We start from the raw sequence: 22597 nt of genomic DNA, 5'->3' as shown, positions 1-22597 counted from the left end.
TTTTACGCAGGCGTTAGTATTCGACCATGGCAGACGATGGGAAAAAGACGAAAGGCACCGCGTCGCGCCGGAACACCGAGCCGGAGGGTGGCGCGGAGCCGTCGCCGCGCGCGACGTCCCGGCGTGGACTGGTCGAGGATCAGATCTTCGCCGAGGCCGCTCGCCTCTTCGCGGAGCGAGGGTTCGCTGGCACCAGTCTGCAGGACATCGCGGACGCGATGGGTATGACGCGTCCCGCCCTTTACTACTACGTCAAGAACAAAGAAGAACTGCTGGCTCGGCTGATTACTGAGATGGCCGAGGCTCCGGCCGCCGAGATCAAGCGGCTCGCCACGCACCCTGACGCCGATGCGGCCGCGCGACTGCGGGGGGTGGTACGTGCGTTGGCTTTACGCCGCGCGACCGACCCCAACCGTTTCCAGATGCTGGTGCGATCGGAGGCGGAACTGCCCGCCGACCTCGCACGATCGCAGCGGGCGGCGCAAAACGCCGCGCTGCGGGAGATGATTCTGTTGATCGAGGACGGTATCGCGGCCGGCCAATTCCGGCCGGTAGATTCCCGCACGACCGCCTTGGCTTTGCTCGGCATGTGTAACTGGATCTCCTGGTGGCAGCCGACACTGGGGGAGCGGACCCCCGCCGAAGTCGCGGAGCAGGTCGCAGACCTGGCTGTGGTGATGGTCCAGCGGCCTGATGGTTTTGCTCCTGGCGTGGCCGGGCCCCGCGGTGCGATCGCCCAACTGCGTGCCGACCTCGACTATCTCGAGCGGACACTGGACGAGGAAGGCCGGTCTCCCAACGGCGAGAAGCCCAAAGCTCGTCGTCGTTCGAAGTGATTCTGCGAGATGTAGCGTCACATGATGCATGCACGGTTGGCCGGTAACCTGCCAGCTGAGGTCACGACCTTTGTCGGCAGGGAGCGGGAGCTGGAACAGGTGCGGCGCCTGCTCCTGTCCAGCCGTCTGGTCACTCTGACCGGCCCCGGCGGTGTCGGCAAGACCCGGCTGGCTCGTCGTATCGCCACCGAACGGCGCAAGGACTTCGATGACGGGGTCCGGCTGGTCGAGCTGGCCGAGCTGCGCCAAGGCGACCTGCTTGCGGGCCACGTGTGCCGCGCGCTTGGGCTCAGCGACACCTCTACCGACCCTGCCGAGAGCCTGGCTGAATACCTCAGCGACAAGAATCTCTTCCTGGTTGTCGACAACTGCGAGCACTTGGTGCGCCCGGTCGCGGCGCTCGTCAGTGAGTTGCTGGCATCTGCTCCAGCGTTGCGGGTACTGGCGACGAGTCGGCACGTGCTGCGTGTCGCGGGCGAACGCCTGTTCGAGGTGCCCCCGCTGTCGCTGGCGGAGGTGAATTCCCAGCAGGGCGTCGGCACGGGCAAGGTGAACTCCGAAGCCGTCGACCTGTTTCTCGACCGGGCAGCAGCGGTAGTCGGGGAATTGCCGCAGGACACGCGGTTCCAGCGGTCGGTAATCGAATTGTGCCGGCGCCTGGAGGGAATCCCCCTGGCCATCGAACTGGCCGCGGCACGGAGCCGGGCCTATCCGGTCGAGGAGATCCTGGCACGAGTGGGGCGGGCGCTGGACATGCTGACGACCGGCCCGTGGTCGGCGCCGGCCCGCCACCGGGCATTGAAGGCCGCCATCAGCTGGAGCTTCGAACTCTGTTCCTCGCAAGAACAACTGATGTGGGCACGCTTGTCGGTATTCGCCGGGGGATTCGACCTTCTTGCGGTAGAGGGCGTGTGCGCCGACGTGGCGTTACCGCGGGCTGAGGTCTTCGACTTGCTCGCCAGCCTGGTCGACAAATCCATACTGCATCGTCACCACGGATCGGCGCGATTCACCATGCTGGAGACGGTCCGTGAGTACGGTCGCGAGCACCTGTTCGCCCTCGGCGCGGAGCGGGAGTTCCGCCTGCGTCATGCCCAGTACTTCGCGGCGCTCGCCGAGCGTGGTCGCACCGACTACTTCAGCGACCGGGAGATCGGCTGGTTCCAGGACATCGGCGCGAACCACGCCAACATCCGGCTGGCGATGCAGTCCTGTTTATCCGATCTTTCCGAACCGCGGATCGCCCTGCGCATCGCGTCCCGGTTGCGAATGTACTGGGCCTCACCGGGTTTGATCACCGAGGGCTACCAGTGGTTACGCAAAGCGCTGGACAACAGCCGGGGGCCGTCCGAGGAACGCGCGGACGCCCTGTGGGTGTGCGCGTTCATCGAGGTGCTGCTGATGGAGGTGGAACGGGCCGCGCGGACCATGGACGAATGTCGCGCTCTCGCAAGCGAACTCGCGTTGGAACGCGTACAGGCCGCGCTGATGATCTGTGCAGCGCATGCGGACTTCGTGCTGGAGAACGTCGCTGCCGCCGCGGTGCATGCTCAGGAGGCTGTCGCTTACGGACGTAAGGTCGGTGATCCCGCGATTATCGGCGAAGCCCTGTTCATTGTCGCCACAATGGCCGTCGCCTCGGATGATCCCGGCGCGGAACGCCGTGCGGCTGAGGCGCTCAGCTTTCTCGAGGCGCACGATGCTCAGCTCTGGCGGGCCAACGCACTATGGGTCAATGGTCTGGTCCGTTGCCGCGCCGACGACTTGGACGCGGCGACAAAGTATTTCGTCGACGCCATCGAAATCTTCCGTCAGCTGGGGCACGACCTGGGCGTGGCCATGTGCCTCGAAGGGCTGGCCTGGGTGGCAGCGCGCGGTGGCGAGTCGATCCGCGCGGCACTTCTGTTGGGGGCGGCGGGCTCCATCTGGGCGACCGGACCGCGCCGGATGATGCAGTTGTCATTCAGTGAGTTCGCCGTCAAAGGCAAGGTCGAGGCGATCGTGCGTGCCGGGATCGGTGATGCGGCTTTCGATCAAGCCACTCGGGAGGGAGCGGTCCGATCGCTCAATGTTCTGGATGAAATCGCTGGCGAGCCCGCGCGTGGGGACCCACCTCACCATCCGGACCCTGAGGCTTCGTTACGGGTCCTCACCCAGCGTGAGCGCAAGATCGCGGCGCTGCTGGCGAGAGGGATGAGCAACCGGGACATCGCGGCGGACCTGGTGGTGTCGCGCCGAACCGTCGAGTCCCACGTCCAACACATTCTCACCAAACTCGGTTTTCACTCTCGCACAGAGGTAGCGGCGTGGATCAACCGCTTGGAATCTCAGGGTTGACCCCCCCGGCCCCGACGCGCCGGTCAGTCGGCGCGCATCATCGCGGACTACTGAGAACGAAGAGCAGTAGTGATTTCAGTAGTCTCGACTATGTGACCTAGGTCATTGCCGTGACAGAGTCGGTGTACATCCACATCGGCACCGCCGCCCGTGGGAGCGCCGGGAGCCGTTGGATGCGTACTCAGTCCCGCTGGCCCTGAGGTAGGCAAGTATGAATCAAACGCACGACTGCTCAGTCGAACCGGCGCTGCTGCAACGCATGATCTCGGATACGCTCTGGCAAATCCGAAAGGCGACCGCCGAGCGCGACATGGTGACGGCGCGGCGCGCTGAGCAGGAGATGGACATTCTTCTCGATCAGCTCGCAGGGTGCATGATCGCGGGCGCAGGACGGGCCGCTGACACGTCCGTGAGAGTCGGCGTCTACGGCCGAGGATCGGCCATTGATTCTGTTGCGGATCGCACCACGTCCACACAAATGGTCCAGGCCCGTAGACCACGGGGGCGGGTGTGCAGTGCGCATATCGGTACATCGCATTCCGAGGGTGAGGGTAACTGCTGAAATTCGATCACCATCGTGAACGCGGACCACGAGTGTCCGAAATCGCCAGGGGTGTCCGTGCCGAAGAAATGGATTCGGCGCGGACACCCCTGGCTCGGGTTGCACCGGTTGCCCGGTGTTGAACTCAGGCAGGTCGAAGTGAGGGTCCGCACTTGCCTCGTTCGTGTAGGTGAGGACGGGCGCCAGCGAGGTCACCGGACAGACCTGCGACTGGCGCCCTCCGTCGTCACCTGCTCGGTTCGATGTTCTTGTTGAAGCGCAGCAGGTTTCGCGGATCCCATTCGGACTTGAGCTGTTGCAGCCGACGGAACTTCTCCGGGCTGCCGTAGAGGCCGCGTAGCCATTCCTCGCCCTGATGGGCTGTCAAATTGACGTAGCTGTTCGACAGGATGTGCGGCTTCAGTGCGTCGAGCACCCGGGCGGTGAAACCGAGGAATTCCTCGTCGCGGTCCGGGGCGTCCCATCCGACGAGCGCCTCCCACAACCACATTGCTCCGGTACGTGAGAATGCGACGGAGTCCTCGTCGAACTCGTGCACGGCACCGCTGACGGCCTGGATCGCGATGGCTGCGCTCATCGGGGGACCGTCGGGTGCAGGGGTCTGGCTGATCTGCTCGAGGAACTCGGCGACGACCGGTTGAGTAAGGCCGGCGATGTAACCACCACGGGAGTAGTTTCGCCGCCCGTGTGGGGAGATCGAGTCGAGGATGCTGTTGGCCTCCAGCCAGGTCGAGGGCCCAACAGCGTTCGCTATCGGCGTGCCCAGGGCGGCAAGTAGTTCCGCGATGGTGTCTTCGCCGGTGGCGGGGTCGCCGGTGTAGACCACAATCAGGATCAGGATCGGTGCCTCGACCAGAGATTCGGGGAGACCGGGCAGCGGTGGGGCGGGTAGGAGCACAGGGTCCACGGTGAGTGCGCGGCTGGCCGCGGCCATGTGCGCGTCGAGCCCTGTCAGCACCTTCTCGGCATCATCCAGCGAGTAGATGATCATGCCGCTGTACACATCCGGGCCGACCCGGTGCGCCTGGAACTCGAACGAGGTCACCACGCCGAGGTTGTGGCCCGCACCGCGAAGTCCCCAGAACAGCTCAGGGTTCTCGTCCGCGCTCGCACGGACCTTGCGGCCGTCCACGGTAACCAGGTCACACGCCAGCATGTTGTCCACCGTCATGCCGAACCGGCGGGTGTTGAAGCCGAGGCCGCCGCCGAGCGCGAGTCCGGCGACGCCCGTGTGGGTCACCGTGCCGGACGGAACTACCAGCCCATACTGCTGGGTGGCGGCATCAATTTCACCGAGCAGCACGCCCGGCTCGGCCTTGACCTTCCCACTTTCGGGGTCGACCTCGATCGACTTCAGGAGTGACAGGTCCACGACGAACGCTCCGTCGGGCATGGACGACCCGTCCATGCTGTGGCCACCACCACGGATAGCGAACGGCAGGTTGTGCTCGGACGCGAATCGTACTGCGGTGACGACATCATCGACATCGGCACATTGTGCGATGAACGCGGGAGTCGCGTCCGCGGTGCGGCAGTTCCAGATTGTGCGCACTTGCGCGTAGTCGGGATCATCCGGCCGGAATGTCGAGCCGCGGAAGCTCGACGGAAAGTTGTTGAAGTCAGGCTTGGTCATGATTTTCCATCGTTCGTCGTTGAATCGGCCACCTCCGTCGCGGAGGTATGGAGTTCGCGGCCGCAGTGTCGGGGCGTCGGGATGCTGCCGCTATCTGCTGGCGATGTGATGGCGGGTGTCAGTACACCTCTGGCAGGAGAATGTCGGCAGGCGGATTCTCTGGGAGGTAGTCGCCGGCGCGGGCGCCCCGGTGGATCTCGTCCTTCGAGAGACCCTTTTGGCGTGCGGCCACGAGCTTGTCCGGGTCGAACCACTGGCCGATCGGGTTCTCGGCGAACTCCAATGACGCCCACATCCATTCTGTGGACTTCGCCCAGTCGCCGAAGGCGTCGATCTGGATTTCCACGCCGTTGCCTTCTGGGTCGGCGTAGTACATCGACAGTGTCATCCCGTGGTCGAGGCACATGAAGGGGACGATGCCCTCTTCCTCGAGCCGGACGTAATTGTCGAGCCACTGGTCGAAGTCGGTGTACTCGAACGCGGTGTGGTGCATACCCGCGCTGATCGACTTGTCCACCGGCTTCTTGATCGCCGGATGCGCTACCAGGGCGATTCGGTGGTTGGCCTCGTCGTTGGTCAGCCACGCCGCGCCGTCGCTGTAGTGCACAGGTGTCAGGCCCGCGACCTTCTCGTACCAAGCGACCATCTCGTGCAGCTTCAAGGTGAGAAATGTCGTGTGGTGGAACTTCGGCGCAATGATCGGCCGGGGCTTGCGGACCTGTGGTGGGGAACCGGCTGCGGTCGCGTCTGGCATGGCTGCCTCCTCTGGCGACTTGTTGTCGCAAGTGTAAAATATTGGACGACTTCGTTATAACATGGAAGCTTGTGGCAGTCCAGGTATGGGCATGTCGAGTGGATCTGAAGGAGCCGGAATGACCTCGCCCCAGCCGTCCCCAGTGGATACGCGCGCTCCCGGCGCGCTCTGGAGCCCGCGGCCCGAGCGGGCCGCCGCGTCGGCGATGGCCGGGTTCGCCCGGCGTATCTGCGCGAGCGGAGCTATCGAGACCGACGACTACGAGCGGCTTTGGTCGTGGTCGGTGCGGAACCCGGCCGAATTCTGGGCCTCGCTGTGGGAGTTCTTCGGCATTCAGTCCTCCGCTCCGTACGACGCGGTGCTGGCGAACGCTTCGATGCCCGGGGCGCAGTGGTTTCCCGGCGCGCGCTTGAACTACGCCGAGCACGTCTTCCGCAACGCCACCGCCGCCCGTCCGGCGCTGCGCACGCTGGGTGAGGACGGTCGTATGGAGGACATATCTTGGGATCAGTTGGGCGGGCAAGTGGCGTCCCTGGCCGCCTGGCTGCGTTCGTCGGGTGTGCGTCCCGGGGATCGAGTAGCTGGCTATGTGACGAATACCGAGCACGCGGTAGTGGGATTGCTCGCTGCGGCGAGCATCGGCGCGGTGTGGTCGTGTTGCCCGCCTGACTACGGCACGCAGGCGGTAATCGACCGTTTCAGGCAAATCGAGCCGGTGGTCTTGCTGGCGGTCGACGGCTATACCTACGGCGGCAAGGAAATTGCCCGCGGGCGGGAGGTTGCCGAGTTGGTCGCGGCACTGCCATCGGTCCGGCAGGTGATCACAGTGCCGATCCTGGGTGTGAAGTCAGCGTTGCTCGGCGCGAGCAGCTGGTCCGATGTGGTTTCTCGACCGGCGGAGCTGGTGTTCGAGCAACTTCCCTTCGACCACCCATTGTGGATTCTGTACTCGTCGGGGACTACCGGCCTGCCGAAGGGAATCGTCCACGGGCACGGTGGCATTTTGCTGGAGCATCTGAAATGGCTTGGGCTGCACAACGATGTGCGGCCTGGCGACATGTTCTTCTGGTACACAACCTCGGCCTGGATGATCTGGAACGTCCTGGTCAGCTCCTTGCTCACCGGTGCCACCGCCGTGCTGTACGACGGCAGCCCGGTGTGGCCGGGCAAGAACGCTCTGTGGCGGATCGTCGCACGAACCAGGGCAACGCACTTCGGCACGAGCGCCGGTTATCTGACGGCTTCGGCAAAGGCTGATCTCACCCCGGGAGCGGATCATGTTCTGTCGCGTCTGCGATGCATCATGTCGACCGGCTCACCGCTGCCCGCCGCGGGCTGGCAGTGGGTGTACGACGCGGTGAAGCCGGACGTGTGGCTCGACGCACCGAGCGGCGGCACCGACGTGTGTGCACCCTACGTCGGCGGAAACCCGATGAAACCGGTGCACGCCGGGCGGATGCAGTGCCGTTTCCTGGGCACCGACGTGCAAGCGTGGAGTGACGACGGTGAACCCGTCGTCGGGGACGTGGGCGAGCTGGTGGTCACCGCGCCCATGCCCTCGATGCCGTTGTACTTCATCGACGATCCGGATGGCAGGCGTTACCACGAGGCGTATTTCGATGTTTTTCCCGGAGTTTGGCGGCATGGCGACTGGCTCGTGATCCACGACGACGGCACTGCCGAGATTCGTGGCAGGTCGGACTCGACGATCAATAGGCACGGAGTCCGGATGGGTAGTGCCGACATCTACGCCGTGATCGACACTTTCGATCAGGTCGAGGAGAGCTTGGTGATCGGGGCCGAGCTGCCCGATGGCGGTTACTACATGCCCTTGTTCGTGGTGCCTGCGGTGGACTGTGTGATCGATGACGATCTGCGCGCGGAGATCGCTGATCGGATTCGCGCCGAGTGTTCACCGCGGCACGTGCCCGACGAGATCATCGAAGTGCCTGCCATACCGCACACATTGACCGGTAAGCGTCTCGAGGTCCCGGTGAAGCGGCTCATCCAGGGCGTGCCCATGGAACGCGCAGTCAATGCGGGCGTGGTCGACCGTCCTGAATTGCTCGGCTTCTACGCGGATCTCGGGGCGCGGTTGCCGCTGCGGCACTGACGAGCATCAGCGGATTTTCGTAGATGTAAATTTATTGACTAGAAAGTTTAACGGCTATAACGTGATAACTGTGACGTCGAAGTGGATGCCGGGCGGCGCGGCCGCAACGGGAAAGCGGCCAGTAGGAAAAGCATTTCGCGGGGAGGTCCAGTGAGCGGCCTGCCCGCAACGACGCAAGTGCTGGTGGCTGGGGGCGGACCAGTCGGCCTGGCCACCGCGGTCGAACTCGGCAGGCGGGGGATCAGCTGTGTCGTGATCGAGCCGCGCGAGATCGTCTCGCATGCGCGACCACGCTGCAAAACCGTCAATATCCGCACCATGGAGCATCTGCGTCGCTGGGGGCTCGCGGACCAGTTGCGCAAGCGGGCGCCGCTACCGGTCGAGTGGTCGCAGGACATCGTCTTCTGCACCACGCTGGCTGGGCGTGAACTCTCCCGGTTCACCGGAGTTCTCGGCCTCCTGGACGGCGGCGATCGCTACCCGGAGTGGGGCCAGCAGGCGCCCCAGTTCGTGCTCGAGGAGCTGCTGCGCGAGACAGTGGCGGCACTCGACTCGTGCGTACTCGTCACCGGCTGGTCGGTCGCTGGCCTCGACCAGCGGCGCGACGGGGTCGATGTGTCCATAGTGGACGCGACGGGCACCCGCGCGGTTATCGCCGCGGACTACGTTGTCGGGGCTGACGGGGCCCGCAGCGTTGTGCGGGAGGCGATCGGTTCGTCCTACGTCGGTGAACAAGCGCTGCGCCCCAACTTCGGCATGGTCTTCCGCGCGCCGGACCTCTGGGATCATGTCGCGCACGGACCTGCGGTGCAGTACTGGACCGTCAACGCGGACACGCCCGGCATCGTCGGTCCGCTCGACCGTGACGGCACCTGGTGGTGTGTCGCATTCGGCGTGGACAGGGAGAACGGTGAGCGAACCGGCAGGGAACTGATCCGAGGATTGATCGGCATGGACACCGACGTGCAGATTCTCTCCACCGACCCCTGGACCGCCCGGATGCAGCTGGTCGATCGGGTCGCTGACGGCCGGGTCTTCCTTGCGGGCGACGCCGCTCACCTCAACCCTCCCTTCGGCGGGCACGGCCTCAACACCGGTATCGGTGACGCTGTCGACCTGGGTTGGAAGCTGGCCGCGGTGCTCGGCGGCTGGGGTGGCCCTGCACTTCTCGACAGCTACGCGGCTGAGCGCCGGCCGGTCCAGGATCGGGTGATCGCCGAGGCCACGGCCAATATGAAGGTTCTGTCCACCGACCTCATCACCGCGGCTCTCGATGCGGACGGTGAGAGTGGTGACCTGGCACGGGCGGCCGTGGACATCCGGATCCAGGAGACCAAGCATGCTGAGTTCCACGCCCTGGACCTTGTTCTGAACACTGGTTATGACGACTCCCCGATTGTCGTGCCAGCCACAGGAGGGTGTTCAGGACTGCCGGGGTACCGGTTGCCGCACGTTTGGCTCGAGGACGACATCTCGATCTACGACGAGCTCGGTACTGACCTGAGTCTGCTGCTCATCGATGAGACAACCGTGGTCGCTACTCGCGCGGCGGCCGAGTTCCGTTCTGCGGCAGAGCGGTTGGGTATTCCGCTGACCGTGGTCGGTCTCCGTCGAGCCGATCTGCGCGATCGCTATGGATGTGGGCTGCTGCTTGTTCGCCCCGACCAGTACGTCGCCTGGGCGGCCGACGTGGTGCCCGCTGATCCGGAGGCGATCCTGGACCATGTCAGGGGGCATGCGGAGCGCCGCCGCCGTCTTCTCAAATGACTTACTTGGTAGTCAAACTATTGAAGTCGACGTCACATCTACGTAGTGTTTATTCCGGGCATGATGTGGATCTATTTTCCAGCGGGGGCGTCGGATCCAGCGCAATGATGCGTTAAAAGGAAGGATCGCAAGACATGGCCGAGGAGCGCACAATCATTCGCGGTGCCACCGTTATCACGATGGAACCGGGTGTACCCGACCAAAAGGCAGATATTCTCATCGATGGTGATCGGATCACCGCGGTCGGCCCGGATCTAGTCGTCGCCGAAGGGTCGGCACGCGTGGTGGATGCAACCAACCACATCGTAATTCCGGGATTCATCGACACACATCGGCACTTGTACCAGATACTTCTCCGCGGACTGGGATCGAATTGGTCGCTGATGGAATATCTGGTATCAATCATTGGTGTCGTGGGCCCGAATTTCACGCCGGATGATCTGTTTCTCGCCAATCGGCTGGGCGCCCTGGATTCCATCGACTCGGGTGTTACAGCGGTATTCGACTGGTGCCAACAGTCGACATCGCCGGAGCATACGGATGCATTGCTTGCCGGGCTGGAGGCGGCGCGGATCCGGGCCTGTTTCGGCAGTGGTGCCAACATCATCGACCTGCAGGCATGCCTGGCGCCGCCGTTCATCGCCACTACTCCGGCAAATGCCAGTGAGGTCCGGCGGCTGCGAAACAAGTACCCGTCCGACACGAGTCTGCTGACCATCGGTATGGCCGGAATGGGCCCGGACCATCTGACAATGGACGCAGTCGACCAGGATATGGCTTTGGCTCGCGAATTGGGCATCCGGATGAACATGCACCTGGGGCAAGGTGTAATGCCGGGACGTTCGGCGGTTGCGATCATGCATCAGGCCGGCCTGCTGAACGATAAGCTGACATTCGGCCACTGCAACTACTTCACTGACGACGATATCAAGTTGATGCTGGAATTCGGGGTGACCGCATCGGTTACGCCGGAAGACGAATGCGGCATGGGACACGGCTGGCCGCCGATCGGGCGAATGCTCGCTAATGGACTGTGGCCCAATATCGGGATCGATACATGCATCGCGGTCGGTAGTGATCAGTTCACCGCGATGCGGTTCGCATTGGCGATACCTCGCGCGCAGGCGAACGACGTCGCATTGTCCGAAGGCCGGAATCCGTGGAACCTGAACCTCACGACCCGTGACGTCCTACGAATGGCGACCATCGAGGGCGCTCGGGCGCTGGGGCAAGAGGACAGGATCGGCAGTATCGCGCCCGGTAAGCAAGCCGATCTCGTCATGATCAACACGGCGCACGTGTCCATGACTCCGGTTCTCGATCCGGTCGCCAGTGTCGTCCACAGTGCGAGTCGTTCCGTAGTCTCCGATGTCTTCATCGCCGGTCGGCAGGTCAAGAAGGATGGCCGTCTGGTAGACGCCGATATGGCGCAGTTGCATTCCTCGGCAACCGATGCTGCGGCGGCCGTGCTCGAGCGGTGCGGCATCACCCCGGGCTGGGTGCCGCCCACCCCGGATAACGCCGTCTATCTCGCGGAGGAACAGCACTGATTCGCCCGTGCCCGCGCCAGTGCACAGCTTGGCGCGGGCACGGCGCGTGGTGGATTCGATACGACGCTATCTCGGTTATGTACGGCATCGCTGTGTTCAGCGATCCGACAAGGGGGAGATCGAAGAGGGCAGCGCCGTCGCAGCGGCGGCTCCGATCCAGCAGTCGAGTTGCGCCAGTCGGCAATCGACCTCACATAAGTAATCGTCGAAGTCGGTTTCGCCTTGTTCCACCGCCTGAATAAATGCTGAAAGGGACACGCCGGCAACCGCGCCCGCAAGAGTGGCCACTGCGAGATCGTCGACAGGACGGTTGTTGCGCCGCGCGATGGCTGTGGCGAGAATTTTGATCACCTCGTGTATCGCGCCGTACATCGCGTGCTGCAGACTCGGCGTCCGCACGATCAGCATGAATCGCAAATGGATTTGCTCTTGCGGATCCCGGTACGTCTCGCGGATCCCGACGCGGATGGCCGAGACGAGGTCGAGCCCTGCGGGCGCGTCCTCGATCGCGTCCGCAAGTGCAGTATCGACCAAGCCATCCAAGACGATCTGTTCTTTACTCGAAAAGTACCTGCCGATAGTGCGAGTCGAGATCTCAGCGGCGACGCCGACTTGTTCGATTGTCGTCTGGTCGAACCCCAGCGCTACGAACAGCCCTAAACCACATTCTTGAATCCGGCCCCGGGTGGACCTCTTCTTCCTCTCCCGAAAACCTTTCCTGGGCAACACCGAACCTCGAGCCTTCTAGAGGACGTCCGCGAAACTGCCGTCACCGCAGGGTAAGTGCGGTGACGGCAGGCGCGCCGCGGAGCGGACAGGGGTGTAGCGCGGTCCCGCGCCGCTCTCATCCGTCGTGGATCAGGCGGCTTCGAGGCACCGGGAGAACATCGACAGCGTGGTAGCCCAGGCGAAGCGGTGCGCCTGCTCGTTAGCCTGCCCTGGTGTGTAGGAGAATCCGTGATCGACACCGGGATAGAACTCGTAGATCGTCGGATTCGATCGGGTGCGGAGCACGTCCATCAGCTCTTGGTAGACGACTGGTGGCGTGAAGTCGTGTGCCGGATGGCAGACCTGAACCGGGCCGTTGATCGTAGCTGCGAGTGCCAGTTCGTCCAGCGTCTGTCCGGGAAAGTCTGCTCTGCTGACGGGATGTCCGGCTATCTCGACCGGTGGGAGTGACGGTGACCAGATCGTCGGGTTGTAGGCACTCACTGCCTGGATACGATCGTCGCTGCCGCCATGCACGATGGCGATGCGGCCACCGAAGCACCACCCGATCCCGGCGATGCTGGTGAGGCCGAGCTCGTCCCGCATGTGATCGACGATCAGTCCGAGGTCGCGGACTGCGGCGCGATCCTCGACCTCCTTCGATTTGGCGAGCATCTGCATGGGGTCGCCGACGCCATCTTCGCCGTTGTAGGGATCCCATACGACCGCGTACATGCCAGCGTCGGCAAATGCTTGTGCAAACGAACGCATCGCGTCGTCGATTCCCATGATGGTGGGATAGAGCAGCACACCCGACCGCGAAGCCAGCACAGGATGGGCTACGTGGATGCGGAGTGAACCGAGTCGAACATCCTCGGACTCGATGTGCTTGTCAGTCATGGTGATCCTCATACTCGGTGGGCGGGCTCGTCATCGAATAGGTTTGGTGGCTTGGGTTTTCCGGAGCGCGGCACGTAGATACGGGACGCGTAGTGGCGGGAGTTTCGGGGCAGCGGTGAGGATGTCCTCGGACAACTCGCGCATGCGGCAGTGTTCGTAGATTCCGTCGTATAGCGGCATTGCGTGTTCGATGTGCTCGACGTCGTCGAAGGCAACGCCGAGGCCGGAGCCGAGCAGGTTCAGCGCCGTGCCGAGTACACGCTCGTCTTCGGTCTGGTCTGGGCGCTGCGGGGTGCCGAGGGCATGGCTGATGCCTGCCGCGATCACTCGCTCCATTCGCCACAGTGCTGGATCGTCGAGTTCATACGCGCGCAGCACCTTCTGAAAACACGACCCGTTTTCGTCGTGCAGCCCCAGTTCGACACCAGGCATGCCGATTGGTGTCGCACCCTCGGGTACGCGGAGCCGGGCCGGGTCAGGGAGCTGGCCGTCCAGGCCCCACTCCACGAACTCGAATTGTGCTGTGGGGTCAACGAACCGGCGCACGAGCCAAGGCGAGGCGACGCGGTCGAGGTGAACGTGAGCGAGCGTAGCCCAGCGCAATGACGGCTCCTTCCAGAGCAGTATTCGATATATCGGCGATAACTTGATGGCAGAGAGGCGCCCCTGCAGGGCTCTGCTCGTACGGTAAACCAGGTTCTTCTATGGAGTCAGAAAATACACGATAATGTCAAATTTGCGTAGAGGTGCGCGCGCTGCTGCTCTCTGGCCTTGGTGGGCAGATCTGTTGGTGGGTGTCGGCCGAAGTTGCTTAGTTGTGGCACCGACGATCTCGCAGATGAGGCTCTATCGGCTCGGGCTGGTTGTGCGCGGGAATGCGCTACGCGGCCCCGCATGTCGAGCCTGTCCTGCTGAATGCTTGACGAATGCTGACGTAGACGTTAAATTTTTTACGTACACGATGTGACGACGGCCACTAGCTGCGTCGGTAGAAGTGCCGGGCAGGTTTGGTCGCTCTGCGAAAAGAACAAGGAGGTCGCCGTGTCAGCAGGCGAATCTATTAGGGTCGAGCGCCCCGACCATGTCGCATCCGAGCGCATGGTCGAGTTCGACATGTACAACCCCCCGGATGTGGAGAAGGGCTTTCACGAGTCCTGGCTGACATTGCAGCGGACGGGTGGCCCGGAGGTGGTCTGGACCCCGTTCAATGGCGGGCATTGGATAGCCACCCGCGCTGAACTCGTCCAGCAGGTCTTTTCGGACTACAAGCGGTTCTCGAGCCGGGTGATCTTGGTTCCGAAGGCGGTCGGTGAGCTGATGGACACCATCCCGGTCCAGGTTGATCCGCCGCGGCACCGGCCTTATCGCAAGCTCCTGAATGAGAATCTTGCCCCGGCCGTTGTGCGTGATCTCGAGGGGAAGATCCGCGAGACCGCGATCGAACTCATCGAGTCGTTCATCGAACAAGGCTCGTGCGAGTTCACGAAGGAATTTGCCGAGATCTACCCCATCCGTATCTTCCTCGCGTTGGTGGATCTCCCCGCCCAGGACTTCGGGAAGCTGAAGTCCTGGGTGGACGCGGTCATCCACGTCGGCGAGGGCATGGACCAGATGGCGGCTTTCGCGGCGCTGCAGGAGTACATCAGCCCCTACGTCGATCAGCGGACCGGAAGAGACGGTACCGATCTCATCAGCCGAATGATCAACCAAACTGTCGAAGGTCGGCAGATCACCCACGACGAAGCTATTGCGCTCGGTGTCCAGGTGTTGATCGCGGGTGTCGATACGGTGCTCAATTTCGTCAGTTTCGCCATGCTTTTCATGGCGAACAACCCGGACTACCGCAGGCAGCTGCTGGAGGAGCCGGAGATCATTCACGGCGCGGTCGATGAGCTGTTGCGCCGCTTCGCGATTGTCACCATGGCTCGCGAGGTCCGCGAGGACATCGAATTCGGCGGTGCCCTGCTGAAGAAGGGCGAGATGATCATCGCGCCCAGCATGCTGGCCGGACTCGATGAAACCGTGAACGCGTGCCCGATGGATGTCGACTTCAAGCGAACCGGAGCTGTCCACGCGACGTTCGGGTTTGGTCAACACCACTGCCCAGGCAGTCATCTCGCCCGAAAAGAGGTCCAGGTAATGCTGGAGGAGTGGCTCACCCGGATCCCGGAGTTCTCGGTCGCGCCCGGCGCTGACATCACTTTCCGTAGCGGTCAGGGCGGCTCGGTGAACGCGTTGCCGCTGACCTGGCCAGTGGGGCAGGAGGCATAGCCGTGAAAGAGCTGCGTGGAAAGGTAATCCTGGTAACCGGCGGTGCAAGTGGAATCGGCGAGGCCGCGGCGACCCAGCTCGGTGAATACGGTGCCAGCGTCGTTGTCGCCGACCGCAATCTGGCGGGCGCCGAGAAGGTCTCGGCTGAGCTGAATAGTCACGGTGTTGCGGAAGCGATCGCAGTCGAGGTCGAAGTATCGGATGAGGAATCGGTCCGGGACCTCGTTGCCGCTGCCGTCGATACATTCGGCCGACTCGACGGAGCCATCAACTGTGCCGGCGTCCCGCCGGCGGGTCAGCCCGTGTTCGAACTCGATCTCGATGCCTTCGAACGTGCCTACCTGGTGAACCTGCGCGGCATGTTTCTGTCCCTGAAATACGAGATCCCCGCGATTCGGCAGGCCGGTGGTGGCGCGGTCGTTGCGATCAGCTCGACCGCTGCCGTGCGAGGCCTTCCATTCAGTCCCGAATATTGTGCGACCAAGTCCGGAGTCAACGGTCTCGTCCGGGCCGCTGCCATCGATTGCGCTGGATCGGGCGTTCGGGTGAACGGATTGATGCCCGACGGCACGCTGACGCCCATGATGTTGGCCGCTATCGAGCGCATGCCAGCCCTCGAAGACCCAGCCAATATGCCCCCGATACAGCGTTGGGCGCGTCCCGAGGAAGTCGCTTCCGCAGCCGTCTGGCTGGTCTCGGATCAGGCGTCCTATGTGCATGGCGCCACGATCCCGATCGACGGCGCGCGGACGATCTTCTAGCCCGCACTGGGCAGTAAGCAGAGGCAAAACCTTTGGAAACGAACGGAGAAATGGGCACGACGGTTTCGCTGCTCGCGCCGGAGGCGGAGACGTTACTCCGCGTCCGGCGGGTCCACCGGGAAACCCAGGAGATCGCGACCTACGAGCTATGCGCCGAAGACGGCTCGGAACTACCGCCATTCACCGCAGGAGCACATATCGACCTACATCTGCCGAATGGTCTGGTCCGCAGCTATTCGCTGTGCGGCGACGAAGCCGAGCGAGACCGATACATCATCGGTGTCGCGCGGAGCCCCGACAGTCGCGGCGGGTCGACATGGATTCATGACAATCTGCGAACAGGTGATGTGGTTTCGATATCGCACCCGCGCAACAACTTTCCGCTTGTCGATGCCGACCGAACCATCCTCATCGCAGGAGGGATCGGAATCACCCCACTGCTGAGCATGATCAGGCGACTTACGGCAATCGGAAATGACTGGACGCTGCACTACGCCGTCCGATCACACGCGCATGCCGCATTCTCGAGCGATCTTCGGCATCTAGCCGGAGATCGGCCCGAACGGTTGCAGCTTCATTGCGACGACGAAAGCGGCTCCGTGCTCGACCTACGTGGCGTCGTACAACGGTGGACCGACACAGGCGCGGACGGTGTGCACATGTATTGCTGCGGCCCAGGGCCGATGCTCACGGCGTTCGAGGCGGCCACCGCGGCGTTGCCGTCGAATCAGCGACATATCGAATATTTCACCAACGCCACCGCAGCGGCCAAAGCAGGTGGTTTCGAAGTGGAGTTGGCGGCTTCCGGTAAGACGCTGATGGTGCCGCCCGGCGCGAGCATTCTCGAAACACTGCGCAACGCGGGTATCGACTGTATGTCTTCGTGCACCGAGGGCATCTGCGGCGCCTGCGAGACGCGGGTCCTGGGCGGCGAGCCCGATCACCGCGACGTCGTCTTGACCGACGACGAGCGGATCTCGAACGAGGTCATGATGATCTGCTGCTCGGGCAGCAAGAGCCGGAAGCTGATCCTCGATCTCTGACCTTGACATTCGGTCGAGGCGGCATTCTAATATTCAACATTGGTGTAAAATTATTTACGTCAGAGATAAATGCGCTGGCGTAAAGGCGAAGGAGTCGAAGTGAGCGGAGACAGTGTTGTTCAAGGGCTCGATCCGAACGGCGTGAACGAAGTCGATGTGATCGTGGTGGGATCCGGCTGTGGCGGGCTCATCGCTGGTCTGGCGGCGAAGGCAGCCGGGCTGAACCCCATCGTCCTGGAGAAGAGTGGCGTCGCGGGTGGCACCACCGCCTATTCGCACGGTGCGGTCTGGGTTCCGGACAATCCGCTGATGCGCCGCGCCGGAGTGAAGGACAGCGTGGAGGACGGTGTCCGCTACCTGCAGGACGTCGTCGGCGATCAGGGCCCGGCGACGAGCATCACCCGTCAAGAAGCGTATGTCCGTGGCGGATCGAGGATGTTGGAATTCCTGCTCTCCGAAGGGGTTCCGCTGGCGATCACCCCTGACTATCCCGACTACCATCCCGAGGCAGTCGGCTCGCACACTCAGCGGATCGTCGGTACCCCGTGGCTGGACGCTCGGGAACTCGGCGCGTGGCAGGATCTTCCGCGGCCTCGCCCGGATATCACCGCGGGTATGGTGCTGGCGTCGATTCCGGAGTTCCGTTCGGTCCTCAACGCCGGTGTCAGCTGGGAGGCCAGGTTCAAGGCACTGGGGATCGCGGCCAGGACGCTGAAGTGGCGGCTCGCCGGTGTCAAGCCGCTGATCATGGGGCAGTCGTACATCGGGCATTTGCTGAAGGTCGCGCAGCGGCGCGACTTGCGGATCGCGCTCAACAGTTCGATGCGCGAGCTGATCTCCGAAAATGGGCGCGTCACGGGCGTAATCGTCGATCAGCCCGCAGGCCGGGTGGCGATCCGGGCACGGTACGGAGTACTGCTCGCCTCTGGTGGGTTCTCCCGCAACCTGGAACTACGCCAGAAGTTCGGACCGCATCCGGCGAGCACCGACTGGACCGCGGTCAACGAAGGCGACACCGGCGACGCGTTTCTGGCCGCGACTGCCCTGGGCGCCGCGACCGCCAACCTCGATAAGGCGTTTTACCTGCCGGGCCTGATGGACAAAGACGGCGTGTGCCAGATCTTCATCTCCGAACGCGTGGTACCTGGCTCGATCCTGGTTGATCGCAGCGGAGCTCGTTTCGCGAACGAGGCACAGTCCTACATGACGTTGGGAAACGAGCAGTACGCCCGCCAACAGACAGTTCCCGCGGTCCCGGCGTACCTGATCATCGATGCCGAGCATCGCCGGAAGTGGCCGCTCGGTCAGTATCCGCCGATGGTGCCGCCGCGCGCATGGCTCAAGAGCGGGCACCTGGTCAAAGCGGGATCGCTGCGCGAACTCGCCATCAAATGCGGTGTCGATCCGGATGGGCTCATCCGAACGGTCGAGCGCTTCAACAAGATGGCCGTCAATGGCGTCGATGAAGACTTCGGTCGAGGCGACAATGCATATGACCGTGCCTACGGCGATCCGACGCACAAGGGGCCCAACCCCTGTCTCGGCCCGATCGAGAAAGCTCCGTTCTACGCGGCCAAGATGTTCCCCACAGATGTCGGCATGGCCGGTGGGCTGCTCACCGACGAGTTCTCCCGGGTGGTCGGAGAGAACGGCGCGCCGATCGAAGGTCTCTACGCATGCGGTACGGCTGCGGCGAGCTGCATGGGCGATAAGTATCCGGGTGGTGGTATCTCGCTCGGACAGTCGTCCACCTTCGGTTACATTGCGGCCGAACAGTTCATCGAGCGGGCGAAAGCACCGAAAGCGCCCGTTCGCAGGGAAAAAGCCGGTCGCTGAGAATGCTGACCGACACGGAAGACAAGAAACCCACCCAGCTTCTTCGAATATGGCTGAACGCCGTGGAGGAACTGGTCGCTGTGCCCGAACTGTTCGCTGACGACATCGTTTTGCATGTGCCGTTTGTTGCCCCTGGGATGCCGCCACGCACTGAGGGGCGGGACGAAGTCACGAAGGTGATGGCGATGCTCGGGCAGATGTTCGAGCGGTTCCGCTACACCGACCTCGAGGTCTATCAAACCGATGACCCGGAACTCGCGGTCGGTCGGGCGGGTAGCGAAGCCACCCTGGTCGGAGGCGCGAACTACCGGGGCAACTATGTGTTCTTCCTGCGTGCTCGTGGCGGGAAGATCGTGGAGTACTTCGAGTACATGGATGTGCTCGCAGGGCAGCGCGCGGTCGAAGGTTCAACCGCGAATTCGTGACCCAACTGCAGGCGGCCCGCGTTGTTCGTCGGTTTCGGAGGGAGGCGCTGAACTGCGGCCGGTGCAATGAATTGGACTGTGCCGCAGTTCGGCGACAACCGAGAGTTGGTTGCCCCGATGTGGTGGAACATCTGCCTGCTGGGCGAATGTATGGGCGTCGAGACTATTCGGCGTCGCCGCGATTCAACAGAAGTAAGACTTGATCGGATTGGAGTCCGGCAATGAAGGACAAGGGTCGTAATGGCCTGAAGGCGATATCTGAGCCGGAGGATCGCCACAATCGCACCGACGTCGTGGTGGTCGGCGCAGGTATCGCCGGGTTGACCGCGGCCTTCCGGCTCCGGCAGCAGGGCTGCAATGTCACCGTTCTCGAAGCCGCCGATCAGGTGGGCGGGAAAATGGCCAGTGCCGAGCGTGATGGCTATGTGCTCAACCGCGGAGCGGCCATGGTTCCGAAGGCTTTCACTGCACTCACGCGGCTGTGTGCCGATTCCGGTCTCGGTAATCCGTTCAAGGACGTCCCGCTCAGTTTTGGAATTCCCCGTGATGGCACGGTATTGCCGTTAGGCGGAGCAGGCCTCGCAGCCGCGTTGGGTGGAATCCGCACGAACTTGTTGTCGTGGCGGAGCAAGCTGCTGCTGCGCCGCCTGCTGGTCGATATGCTGCGGTGGCAGCGGCGCTTGGGGCACGACGACATCGAGGCGGCCGGCCGGTACGATACCGAATTGGTCACATCGTATGCCGAGCGGCGGCTCAATCGGGAGATCTACGATTACCTAATCGACCCACTGCTGCGCGGAATCTATTTGTCGGACCCATCCACGATGTCCGTTGTCGATTTCTTTCTGACGTTGGGAAAGTTCGCCGAAGGTCCGCCGATGGAATATCCGAATGGCATCGATTTCCTTGCCAGGCATCTTGCGTCACTGGTCGATGTCCGGACCTCGGCTACCGTTTCATCGGTGAGTCGTATCGATTCCGGCGTCCGCATCGTGTGGCATGACGCGGAGGGGGAACATTCGCTCGACAGCCGCGGCTGCGTGATCGCCGTCAATGGGGCCGACGTTGTGAAACTCTATCCGGACCTTCCAGATCGGCCGCGGGAGCTGATCCAATCCATTCCGTACGGTAGCGTCCTGAAAGGTATCTTCGGATTGCGGCGCGATCCCACGGATGTGCCCACCGTAGTGGTGGTACCGAGCTGCGCCGGTATCGGTTTGGGCGTTACGCACGTCGATTCCCGAGCGATGCCGAACTCCGTGCCGCGTGGAAAAGCCGTGGTGTCGGGTCACTGGGTCGACAGCTTTGCCAAATCGACGGCTAGGCTGCCGGAAAGTGACGTTCTGGATCAGATGGTTCGCGATATGGAAGCGGTCATTCCAGGATTCTCCCAAGAATTGGAATTCGCCGAGATCGTCCGTTGGGATACCGCCACCAACGCGCGGTATGTAGGTTTCTACCGCACGGTTGCGGAGCTGCGGTCGCTGACGGATACCGACGATGTCATTCAGTTGGCCGGCGACTATCTGGACATCTCTGGCACCAATACTTCGGCCGAATCCGGCGAGCGGGCGGCCGCCGCGCTCAGCAAGCGCTTACGGGTGGGCGCGTGAAAGGGATTCTTACTCGGCGAGTCAGTCCCAGTTCGCCTGCGCACACCGAGGCCTGGATGTCGCGGGCATCTAGGAGGTCAGCTTGTGACTAACGAATTCCACCTCGGCGGTGAAATCCCCATCAGTCGGCTCGGCTTCGGCGCGATGCGGCTGCCCGCTCACAGTGGCATCAACGGTGCCGCCCGCGAACCCGAGACCGGCCGCAGTGTTTTGCGTCGTGCCGTCGAACTCGGCGTCGACCACATCGATACCGCCGATTTCTACCGAAGCAGCGACGGCAAAGTGCGCGCCAACACACTGATTCGCGAGGCGCTGCATCCATATCCGGCCGGCTTGGTTATTGCGACCAAGGTCGGTCCGGTCTTCGGTTCCGACGGCCCAGCCCAAGGGACCGCTGCGGATCTGCGTCCGGCAGTCGAGGCAAACCTTGCAGCGCTGGGTGTGGACAGCCTTGATCTGGTATACCTGCGGATCGGCATGATGGGCGCCCCGCATGGCGAATCACTCGCTGAGCGGTTCGAGGTGTTGGCCGCATTGCGCGAAGAGGGGCTGATCCGGCATCTCGGCATCAGCAACGTGGATGCCGAGCATCTCGCCGAGGCTCGCACGATCGCGCCGGTAGCGGCCGTGCAGAACAACTTCCATATCGCTCATCGGGACGAGATGCAGGTCTTGGATGCCTGCGCCGCCAACGGCATTGCCTTTGTTCCGTTCTTCCCTCTGGGCGGTGGTCGCCACGAGCTTCGCGACGACAACTTGACCAAGGTCGCGGACCGTCATGAGGCCACCGCGTCGCAAGTAGCGCTGGCCTGGCTTCTGGCATTTTCCCCGGTCACCCTGGCCATTCCCGGTACCGGGTCGCTAGCTCACCTGGAGGAGAACATGGCCGCCCGCTCCATCACCCTCAGCCCTGACGATCTCGCGGATCTTGGCTGAGCCCGGCAATGTCCGTCGGCGGCGGGGAGTGAGCATCGCCGCGCCGCGCCGGTGGAAGCTCGAGCAACCAGGCGGGTTGGTTATTCAGTAGGCCATCAGTGGGATGGCTGTCATCAGTACGTAAGGGAAGAGTGACCAGTGGAGACCCAGAACGCGGGCGCCGCGGCATCACGCCGGACGCGTGTCGGCGTTGTTCGCGAGACGGACCCCGACGAACGGCGCGTTGCGTTGGTGCCGAAGATCATTCCGAGCCTGCTGAAACAGTGCGTGGAGGTGATCGTCGAGTCAGGCGCTGGTCTGGGAGCCATGATCCCAGACCATGCCTACGTAGACGCCGGTGCTTCGATCGGTGATCCGTGGTCGGCGGAGGTAGTCGTGAAGGTCGCTGCGCCCAATGACTCGGAAATCGAGAAGATGGTTGTGGGGCAAACCCTGATCGGGTTTCTGGCGCCGCGAAGCCTGGACAACAAGATCGGTGCCTTGCGGGCTGCCGGTGTGGAAGCGTTTGCCGTGGAGGCGATTCCGCGTATTTCGCGGGCCCAGGTGATGGAT

General features: G+C 63.1%; 17 protein-coding genes and 1 pseudogene. 13 read left to right on the top strand and 5 right to left on the bottom strand.

The features are described from left to right. Positions 1-26: 26 nt before the first annotated feature. A complete protein-coding gene (locus tag NP3_RS40635) occupies positions 27-836 on the top strand; it encodes a TetR-type transcription factor C-terminal domain-containing protein (RefSeq protein ID WP_084509593.1) in 810 nt (269 codons plus the stop codon). A gap of 24 nt (positions 837-860) precedes the next feature. Next, the gene (locus NP3_RS40630) at positions 861-3173 is read left to right on the top strand and encodes an ATP-binding protein (RefSeq protein ID WP_063825050.1); all 2313 of its coding nucleotides are present in this window, start codon (positions 861-863) and stop codon (positions 3171-3173) included. 788 nt (positions 3174-3961) lie between these two features. On the opposite strand, the gene NP3_RS40620 is transcribed toward NP3_RS40630, so the two are convergent. Continuing rightward, entirely contained in the window at positions 3962-5368 is a 1407-nt protein-coding gene (locus tag NP3_RS40620) for an FAD-binding oxidoreductase (protein ID WP_063047018.1), read from the bottom strand. A gap of 118 nt (positions 5369-5486) precedes the next feature. Next, positions 5487-6122, bottom strand: coding sequence for a VOC family protein (locus NP3_RS40615; RefSeq protein ID WP_063047017.1), 636 nt, complete (start codon positions 6120-6122; stop codon positions 5487-5489). Between the two features lie 118 nt (positions 6123-6240). On the opposite strand from NP3_RS40615, the gene NP3_RS40610 reads away from it, so the two are divergent. The 3 genes from NP3_RS40610 (at position 6241) to NP3_RS40600 (ending at position 11552) form a co-directional block, all read left to right on the top strand. Next, positions 6241-8235: an acetoacetate--CoA ligase gene (locus NP3_RS40610; protein ID WP_084509592.1), complete on the top strand. Its 1995-nt coding sequence runs from the start codon at positions 6241-6243 to the stop codon at positions 8233-8235. A 150-nt stretch (positions 8236-8385) separates the two neighbouring features. Beyond that, entirely contained in the window at positions 8386-10002 is a 1617-nt protein-coding gene (locus NP3_RS40605) for an FAD-dependent monooxygenase (protein WP_063047016.1), read from the top strand. Between the two features lie 134 nt (positions 10003-10136). Further along, positions 10137-11552, top strand: a complete 1416-nt coding sequence (locus NP3_RS40600; RefSeq protein WP_063047015.1) for an amidohydrolase family protein — start codon at positions 10137-10139, stop codon at positions 11550-11552. Positions 11553-11648: 96 nt separating this feature from the next. Here NP3_RS40600 and NP3_RS40595 read toward each other — a convergent pair whose 3' ends face one another. From NP3_RS40595 to NP3_RS40585, 3 genes are all read right to left on the bottom strand, one after another. Further along, positions 11649-12278, bottom strand: a complete 630-nt coding sequence (locus NP3_RS40595; RefSeq protein ID WP_169814669.1) for an acyl-CoA-like ligand-binding transcription factor — start codon at positions 12276-12278, stop codon at positions 11649-11651. 132 nt (positions 12279-12410) lie between these two features. Then, the gene (locus tag NP3_RS40590) at positions 12411-13160 is read right to left on the bottom strand and encodes a dienelactone hydrolase family protein (protein WP_169814668.1); all 750 of its coding nucleotides are present in this window, start codon (positions 13158-13160) and stop codon (positions 12411-12413) included. A 30-nt stretch (positions 13161-13190) separates the two neighbouring features. Then, entirely contained in the window at positions 13191-13763 is a 573-nt protein-coding gene (locus tag NP3_RS40585) for a chromate resistance protein ChrB domain-containing protein (protein ID WP_169814667.1), read from the bottom strand. 438 nt (positions 13764-14201) lie between these two features. Between NP3_RS40585 and NP3_RS40580 the strand changes: the two genes are divergently transcribed. From NP3_RS40580 to NP3_RS40545, 8 genes and pseudogenes are all read left to right on the top strand, one after another. Beyond that, positions 14202-15431 (top strand): cytochrome P450, encoded by a 1230-nt coding sequence (locus NP3_RS40580; RefSeq protein ID WP_063825049.1) that lies wholly within the window; start codon positions 14202-14204, stop codon positions 15429-15431. A gap of 2 nt (positions 15432-15433) precedes the next feature. Next, positions 15434-16192, top strand: a complete 759-nt coding sequence (locus NP3_RS40575; protein ID WP_063047010.1) for an SDR family NAD(P)-dependent oxidoreductase — start codon at positions 15434-15436, stop codon at positions 16190-16192. Positions 16193-16242: 50 nt separating this feature from the next. Further along, a complete protein-coding gene (locus NP3_RS40570) occupies positions 16243-17235 on the top strand; it encodes a PDR/VanB family oxidoreductase (RefSeq protein WP_063047009.1) in 993 nt (330 codons plus the stop codon). Positions 17236-17334: 99 nt separating this feature from the next. Continuing rightward, positions 17335-19071: an FAD-binding protein gene (locus NP3_RS40565; RefSeq protein ID WP_063047008.1), complete on the top strand. Its 1737-nt coding sequence runs from the start codon at positions 17335-17337 to the stop codon at positions 19069-19071. Between the two features lie 2 nt (positions 19072-19073). Continuing rightward, a complete protein-coding gene (locus NP3_RS40560; RefSeq protein WP_063047007.1) occupies positions 19074-19496 on the top strand; it encodes a nuclear transport factor 2 family protein in 423 nt (140 codons plus the stop codon). 221 nt (positions 19497-19717) lie between these two features. After that, positions 19718-21109 carry a protoporphyrinogen/coproporphyrinogen oxidase gene (locus NP3_RS40555; RefSeq protein ID WP_169814666.1) on the top strand — a complete coding sequence of 464 codons (1392 nt, stop codon included), beginning with the start codon at positions 19718-19720 and terminating at the stop codon, positions 21107-21109. Positions 21110-21193: 84 nt separating this feature from the next. Next, the gene (locus tag NP3_RS40550; protein ID WP_063047006.1) at positions 21194-22045 is read left to right on the top strand and encodes an oxidoreductase; all 852 of its coding nucleotides are present in this window, start codon (positions 21194-21196) and stop codon (positions 22043-22045) included. Between the two features lie 138 nt (positions 22046-22183). Then, positions 22184-22597, top strand: a pseudogene (locus tag NP3_RS40545) (NAD(P)(+) transhydrogenase (Re/Si-specific) subunit alpha); the annotation flags it as partial.

Origin of the sequence: Nocardia pseudovaccinii NBRC 100343, from assembly GCF_001613225.1 — a bacterium.
In the GTDB taxonomy this organism is placed as follows: domain Bacteria; phylum Actinomycetota; class Actinomycetes; order Mycobacteriales; family Mycobacteriaceae; genus Nocardia; species Nocardia pseudovaccinii.
This window is presented reverse-complemented; position numbering and strand designations above follow the sequence as displayed.

What these genes read in the sequence shown, in the direction of transcription:
- NP3_RS40635 (WP_084509593.1), top strand. Translation starts at nt 27, where the DNA reads ATGGCAGACGATGGGAAAAAGACGAAAGGCACCGCGTCGCGCCGGAAC.
- NP3_RS40600 (WP_063047015.1), top strand. Translation starts at nt 10,137, where the DNA reads ATGGCCGAGGAGCGCACAATCATTCGCGGTGCCACCGTTATCACGATG.
- NP3_RS40620 (WP_063047018.1), bottom strand. Translation starts at nt 5,368, where the DNA reads ATGACCAAGCCTGACTTCAACAACTTTCCGTCGAGCTTCCGCGGCTCG.
- NP3_RS40560 (WP_063047007.1), top strand. Translation starts at nt 19,074, where the DNA reads ATGCTGACCGACACGGAAGACAAGAAACCCACCCAGCTTCTTCGAATA.
- NP3_RS40610 (WP_084509592.1), top strand. Translation starts at nt 6,241, where the DNA reads ATGACCTCGCCCCAGCCGTCCCCAGTGGATACGCGCGCTCCCGGCGCG.
- NP3_RS40630 (WP_063825050.1), top strand. Translation starts at nt 861, where the DNA reads ATGCATGCACGGTTGGCCGGTAACCTGCCAGCTGAGGTCACGACCTTT.
- NP3_RS40590 (WP_169814668.1), bottom strand. Translation starts at nt 13,160, where the DNA reads ATGACTGACAAGCACATCGAGTCCGAGGATGTTCGACTCGGTTCACTC.
- NP3_RS40570 (WP_063047009.1), top strand. Translation starts at nt 16,243, where the DNA reads ATGGGCACGACGGTTTCGCTGCTCGCGCCGGAGGCGGAGACGTTACTC.
- NP3_RS40615 (WP_063047017.1), bottom strand. Translation starts at nt 6,122, where the DNA reads ATGCCAGACGCGACCGCAGCCGGTTCCCCACCACAGGTCCGCAAGCCC.
- NP3_RS40555 (WP_169814666.1), top strand. Translation starts at nt 19,718, where the DNA reads ATGAAGGACAAGGGTCGTAATGGCCTGAAGGCGATATCTGAGCCGGAG.